The following is a 6,847-nucleotide window of genomic DNA, read 5'->3' as shown; positions in this document are numbered from 1 at the left end:
CTGCTCAGGGTGGGCGCGATCCGATCGCCAGCGGCCTGCCGCGGTCGCAGCTGCGGCAGGCCATTCCTCTCGGAATGCACCGACAATATCTGATTGCGCTATTACAAGGGTGGGTTAGCCGAAGGCGTAACCCACCTCTTTTGTTTCCGCAGGGACAGAAGTGGTGGGTTACGCCCAGCGGACCGCGCTTCGCGCGTCCGCAAGGCTAACCCACCCTACAATGCCACATCACCGCCCCTTGGTCGGAATCTTGTTATACGGCACATCCTTGTCGACGCGGATGTCGCCCGGCAGGCCAAGCACGCGCTCGGCGATGATGTTGCGCAGGATCTCGTCGGTGCCGCCGGCGATGCGCATCCCGGGCGAGGACAGCAGCATCTGCTGGAACTGGCCCTGGACGGTTTCCTCCGCATCCCCGGTGAGCAACCCGGCAGCGCCCTGGAGATCCATCGCGTAAGTCGCGATATCCTGCAGCATCACGCCCGACACCAGCTTCCCGATCGAGTTTTCGGGGCCGGGCCGCTCACCCTTCGACAGTGCCGAGATCGCGCGGTAGCTCGTGTATTTCAGCCCGCTCGACTTCACTGCCCAGCTCGCAAGCTTCGAGCGCACGGCGGGGTCGTCGATCGCGAGCCCGTCTTCCAGCATGAGGTTCGAGCAAAATTCAAACAGCTCCGGCACGCCGGTCGCAAGCCGTGCGCCGATCGACATGCGCTCGTTCATCAGCGTGGTCAGCGATACGCTCCAGCCTTCGCCGACCGCGCCGAGACGCTGGCTGTCGGGGATCACCACGTCGGTGAAATAGACCTCATTGAACTCCTGCATGCCGTTGGCCTGCTTGATCGGCCGCACCTCGACGCCTTTGCTCTTCATGTCCAGGAAGAACATGGTGAGGCCCTTGTGCTTGGGCACGTTTGGATCGGTGCGGGTGATCAGGAGGCCGTAGTCGGAATAATGCGCACCGGAGGTCCAGATCTTCTGGCCGTTGATGATCCAGTTGTCACCCCGCTTTTCCGCGCGCGTGCGAAGGCCCGCGACATCGGAGCCGCCGGCGGGCTCGGAGAACAACTGGCACCAGATTTCCTCGCCGGAGGCGAGCTTCGGCAGATAGCGGCGCTTATGCTCCTCGCTGCCCCAGGCCATCACGGTCGGGCCGCACATGCCCTCGCCGATCTGGAACGGCTGGGTCAGCTTGCCGTAGACGCCCTCCTCCTGCTGCCAGATCACCTTCTCGATCGGCGTGGCGCCGCGGCCGCCATATTCCTTCGGCCAATGCAGGCAGGCCCAGTTGCCGTCCGACTTCTTCTTTTGCCAGGCCTTGCCGACCTCGACCATGTCGTGCTTGGCAAGCCTGATGCGGCCGAGCGAGGATTTCGACAATTCCTCCTCGAGCTCCTTCGGCGCGTTGGCGGCAACCCATTTGCGCGCGGTTTCGCGGAATGCGGCTTCCTGCGGGGTGTCGTCGAAATTCATGGCGGACCTCTAGCCTCTTCCCTTGGTCGGGATCTTGTTGAACGGCACGTCCTTGTCGACACGGATATCGCCGGGCAGGCCCAGGACCCGCTCGGCGATGATGTTGCGCATGATCTCGTCGGTGCCGCCTTCGACGCGCGTGCCGGGCGCACGCAGCAGCATCGCCTGGAAACGACCGGCGAGCTCGGCATCCTCGGGACCGCTGATCACACCGCTCGCGCCCTGCAGATCCAGCGCGTAGGTCGCAACGTCCTGGATCATCGAGCCCGCCACCAGCTTGCCGATGGAATTTTCAGGACCCGGCCGCTCGCCCCGCGACAACGCGGAGATCGCGCGCATGCTGGTGTATTTCAGCCCGCTCGCCTTCACCGCCCAGTTGGCCAGCCTCGAGCGCACCGCGCGATCCTCGATCGCCGGACCGTCATCGAGCATCAGGCTGGAGCAATATTCGAACAGCTCCGGAAAACCGGTCGAGACGGCGGCGCCGATCGCGCTGCGCTCGTTCATCAGCGTGGTCAGCGAGACGTTCCAGCCGTCACCGACCTCGCCGAGGCGCTGATGATCGGGAATGCGGACATTGGTGAAATAGACCTCGTTGAAGTCCGAGGCGCCGCTCGCCTGCTTGATCGGCCGCACCTCGACGCCCGGGCTCTTCATGTCCAGGAAGAACATGGTGAGGCCCTTGTGCTTGGGCACGGTCGGATCGGTGCGGGTGAGCAAAATGCCGTAGTCGGAATAATGCGCGCCCGACGTCCAGATCTTCTGGCCGTTGATCACCCAGTCGTCACCGTCCTTCTCCGCGCGCGTGCGCAGGCCCGCGACGTCTGAGCCGCCGGCCGGTTCGGAGAACAGCTGGCACCAGACTTTCTCGCCGGAAGCGAGCGGCGGCAGATAGGTGCGCTTATGCTCCTCGCGCGCGAACGCCATCATGGTCGGCCCGCACATGCCGTGACCGATGATGAACATGCGCGACAGTTGGCCGAACGGCCCTTCTTCCTGCTGCCAGATCACGCGCTCGATCGGCGAGGAGCCGCGCCCGCCATATTCTTTCGGCCAGTGCAGGCAGGCCCAGCCCGCATCGGCCTTCTTCTTCTGCCAGGCCTTTGCGACCTCGAGAATGTTGGCGTTCTTGAGCACGGTGCGGCCGAGCGAGGATTTGCGCAGCTCCTCCTCGTACTGCCTGGGCGCGTTGGCGCCGATCCAGGCGCGCGCAGTGGCGCGGAATTCGGTTTCCTGCGGGGTGTCGTCGAAGTTCATGGTCTCTTATCCCTCGCTGGCGTCGTAGGATGGGTAGAGCGAAGCGAAACCCATCTCCTAGACCACCCGCGTCATGATGGGTTTCGCTACGCTCTACCCATCCTACAAATCACCAATCGTTACGCCGCGTTCTTCTTGCGCATGCGGTCGATCAGCTGGTCTTCCCAATAGGACAGACTGCCGAGCCCGAGCGCCATCGCGTTGGCGCGGCGGTAGTACATGTGGCAGTCGAACTCCCAGGTGAAGCCCATGCCACCGTGAACCTGGATGTTGTTCTTGGCGCAGTGCTGGAACGCCTGCGTCGCGCTGATGCGCGCGGCGGCGGCGGCTTCCGGCAGCTCGGCTGCGTTGGTCGAAAGCGCCCAGGCGCCGTAATAGCTGTTGGAGCGCGCCAGCGTTGCCGAGACGTACATGTCGGCCAGCATGTGCTTGACGGCCTGGAACGAGCCGATCTGACGGCCGAAGGCGATACGGTCGAGCGCGTAGTCGCGGCCCATCTCGAGCGCACGGTCGGAGCCGCCGACCTGCTCGAAGGCACACAGCACCGCCGCGCGGTCGAGCACTTGAGACAAAATGCTCCAGCCTTCGCCGGCAGCGCCGAGCGGCTCAGCCTTCGCGTCCTTGAAAGTGATCTCGGCCTGCCCGCGGGTCGGATCGAGATTGGTCAGGCTCTTGACCTCGACACCACCGGCCTTGAGATCGACCAGGAACAGCGAGATGTCGGCATCCCGCCCGCTCGATCCGGTGCGTGCGGCGACCACCGCGAAGTCGGCGATCGCGCCGTCGGCAACAGGCTTCTTGACGCCGTTGAGCAGGCCATTGGCAGCCGTCAGCTTGACGTTCTTCGGCGCGGGATTGCCCTTGCCCTCGAACAGCGCCAGCGTGCCGATCGCCTCGCCCGAGGCGATCGCCGGCAGCCATTTTTTCTTCTGCGCGTCACTGCCGGCGATCAGCAGCGCTTCGGCGGCGAGATAGACAGTTGAGGAGAACGGCACCGGTGCATTGGCCCGGCCCATCTCTTCCGCGATCACGCAAAGCTCGAGATGGCCGGCACCGGCACCGCCGAACTCTTCCGGGATCGCAACGCCGAGGAAGCCCATCTCGGCGAGGCCCTTCCACAGCTCCTTGTCGTACGGCGACTTGCCGTCGAGCACGACGCGCACCGCCTTCGGCGAGCATTTTTCAGCGAGGAATTTGCGCGCCTGATCGCGGAGCTGCTTCTGGTCGTCGGAGAAATCGAAGTTCATGGCGGCTTACCTCTTATTGTTTGTCGCTTGTATTGATGCCGTCATTCCGGGGCGCCGCGTAGCGGCGAGCCCCGGAATGACGTGTTGAGGGAGCGGTGCGTCATCGCAGCACGATCACATCCTGATCCGGCTTGTCCGCATACAGCCGCTCCACCAGCGCCGCGCGGCGTTCCAGGCCGGCGCGCTGGTTGATGTAGCCCTTGTCGGTGAGCTCGTTGCCGTCGATCGAAGGCGGCTCGACCATCAGCATCGCGCGGGCGATGATGCGGCTGCTGGCGCCTTCGCAGTCCCGGTTGTGCGCTTCCAGCCCGCGCCTGAAGCAGGCGATCACATCAGGGTGCTTCACGGCATCCTCGAAGCTGAGATCGGCATTGCCGACGAGCTGGCGGCAGGCATGCAGGTTCGGCCAGGCGAGCAGGCCGATGAAAGCGCGATCCTGCCCCGCGACCAGCGCGTCATGCACGACGGGCGTCGCCGCCGCGATTGTATCGGTGCGGAGCGAGCCGACATGCACGAAGGTGCCGGTGGTGAGCTTGAAGTCCTCGACCACGCGGCCCGCGAAGATGATGCCCTTCACCGGATCGGCATCGTCGACGAAGATGCCGGCATCGCCGATGCAATAAAAACCTTCCTCGTCGAACATCTTCTTCGTGAGATCAGGCTGGCCGAAATAGCCGGGCGTGACGTTGACGCCGCGCAGGCGCAGCTCGTATTTCGAGCCGCACGGCACCATCTTTAATTCGACGCCGGGGAACGGCAGGCCGATCAGGCCGACGCGCTCGGTGTCCCAATAGGTGCCGGTCGAGGTCGGCGCCGTCTCGGTCGAGCCCCAGCCGGTGTAGAACACGATACGCTCACCGGTGGTCTTCACGGCCAGCGCCTGCATGCGGTCGTAGAGATCATCAGGCAGGCGCGCGCCGCCATAGGCCATGATCGACAGGTTCTTGAAGAACGAGCGGCACAGCGCGTCGTCCTTCTCCATGGCGGCCGCGAGCGCGGCATAACCTGCGGGCACGTTGGCGTAATAGGTCGGCGAGATCTCGCGGAGATTCCTGATCGTCTCCTCGAGCTGACCCGGCATCGGGCGGCCGTCGTCGATATAGAGCGTGCCGCCGTCGACCAGCACCGGATGGAACGCGGCATTGCCGCCCATGGTGTGATTCCACGGCATCCAGTCCAGCACGATCGGCAGCGGGCCGCCCGCCGTGCGCGGCCGCACCTGCATCATCATCGCCGCATTGGCGCACATCATCGCTTGCGTGTTGATGACGGCCTTGGGCATGCCGGTCGAGCCCGACGTGAACAGCAGCTTGCCGACGGTGTCAGGGGTGATCTTCGCGATCGACGCCTCGACATCAGCCGTCACCGGTGTTGCCGCAAGCTCGGCGAAGCTGACGCTCTTGATGTCTTCGCTGGGACGCACGACGTGAACGACGGTGACGCCGGTGAGATCGAGCGCTTTCAGCGCCTTCTCGAAGGTCGGGCCGTCCTGCACCATCACCACGGCCGGCTTGATCAGGTCGAACAAATACTTCAGCTTGACGTGATCATGACTCATCAGCGAGTAGGCCGGCGACACCGGCGCAGCCGGGACACGCGCCTGCATCGCGGCCTGCGTCATCAGCGCGTGCTCGATCGAATTGCCCGAGAGGATCGTCACCGGGCGTCCGTCGAGCTTGAGGTTGAGCAGCGCCTGCGTCAGCGCATCGACGGTGCGCTTGGCCTCGCCGTAGGAGACCTTGCGCCATTCGCGGTTCGGTCCGCCACGCTGCGCGAGCCAGATGCGCTCCGGCGCTTCCTTCGCCCATTTCGCCAGCGAGGCCGGAAGATGTTTCTCGTAAGTCTGCAGCGGAATGCGCGACTTCAGCACCACCGTGCCGTCAGCGCGGCGCTCGACATCGATGTCGCGCGCGAGCCACTCGACCTTGCGAAAGGCAGGCTTTGACATCACCGCCGCCGCGCTTCCACTCATTTTGCGTCTCCCGGAATTATTGTCCTTTGCGGATCTTTGTTGTTTCAGCGCTTGATATAGACAGGCTTTCGCTTCTCAAGGAAGGCCCTGATGCCTTCCGAAAATTCCTCGGAGCGGCTGCACAGGACCTGGTTGCGGTCCTCCATCGCAATCGCCGCTTCCAGCGATCCGGCATCGACGCTCATGTTGAGACATTCCTTTGACAGCCGCAGCCCCACGGGCGAGGCCGTCATCATCGCGTCGACGTAAGACTCCGCGGCCGCATCGAGCTTGTCCTCGTCAACGAGTTCCGAGACGAGCCCGACCGCGAGCGCGCGCTCGGCGCCGATGAAACGCCCGGTGAGGATCAGCTCGGAGGCCACGGAGACGCCAACGAGCCGCGGCAAGAAGTAGCTGGTGCCGATGTCGCAGCCGCCAAGGCCGAGCTTGATGAAGGCGCAGTTCATCCGCGCCGACTTCGTCGCGATGCGGATGTCGGAGGCGAGCGCCAGCGCGAAGCCACCGCCGGCCGCGGCGCCCTGCACCAGCGACAGGATCGGCTGCGGGCAACGCCGCATCAGCATCACGATGTCGGCGATGCGCCGCTGCGAGTCCAAAGACTCGGTCACACCGGGCGGCTCCTGCTGCCCGGCTCGGCGCGCCATCGCCGCCTTGAGGTCGAGGCCGGCACAGAAATTCTTGCCGGCACCGCGCAGCACGACGACACGCGTGTCGCGGTTGCGCTGGAGGCTCTGGAAGTAAACGTTGAGCGCATCGATCAGCGCGGGATCGAGCGCATTGAGGCTGTCAGGGCGATTGAGCGTCACCCGGTCGACGCCGTCGTCATGCTCGATCAGCAGCGGTTGGGACATGGGGCGCTCCTGCATCCGCTCTTCAAGTGGCGGTTATTGCGCCCTCT

General features: G+C 64.6%; 5 protein-coding genes. All 5 read right to left on the bottom strand.

The features are described from left to right. Positions 1–228: 228 nt before the first annotated feature. A complete protein-coding gene (locus tag VGR99_RS09735; RefSeq protein WP_326898125.1) occupies positions 229–1,473 on the bottom strand; it encodes an acyl-CoA dehydrogenase in 1,245 nt (414 codons plus the stop codon). A gap of 9 nt (positions 1,474–1,482) precedes the next feature. Beyond that, positions 1,483–2,730, bottom strand: a complete 1,248-nt coding sequence (locus VGR99_RS09730; RefSeq protein WP_326898124.1) for an acyl-CoA dehydrogenase — start codon at positions 2,728–2,730, stop codon at positions 1,483–1,485. Positions 2,731–2,849: 119 nt separating this feature from the next. Further along, a complete protein-coding gene (locus VGR99_RS09725) occupies positions 2,850–3,977 on the bottom strand; it encodes an acyl-CoA dehydrogenase family protein (protein WP_326898123.1) in 1,128 nt (375 codons plus the stop codon). A gap of 100 nt (positions 3,978–4,077) precedes the next feature. Next, positions 4,078–5,949 (bottom strand): AMP-binding protein, encoded by a 1,872-nt coding sequence (locus VGR99_RS09720; protein WP_326898122.1) that lies wholly within the window; start codon positions 5,947–5,949, stop codon positions 4,078–4,080. A gap of 44 nt (positions 5,950–5,993) precedes the next feature. Next, the gene (locus VGR99_RS09715; RefSeq protein ID WP_326898121.1) at positions 5,994–6,800 is read right to left on the bottom strand and encodes an enoyl-CoA hydratase/isomerase family protein; all 807 of its coding nucleotides are present in this window, start codon (positions 6,798–6,800) and stop codon (positions 5,994–5,996) included. Positions 6,801–6,847 lie beyond the last annotated feature (47 nt).

It is taken from the genome of Bradyrhizobium sp. (genome assembly GCF_035935975.1).
Lineage (GTDB): Bacteria > Pseudomonadota > Alphaproteobacteria > Rhizobiales > Xanthobacteraceae > Bradyrhizobium.
This window is presented reverse-complemented; position numbering and strand designations above follow the sequence as displayed.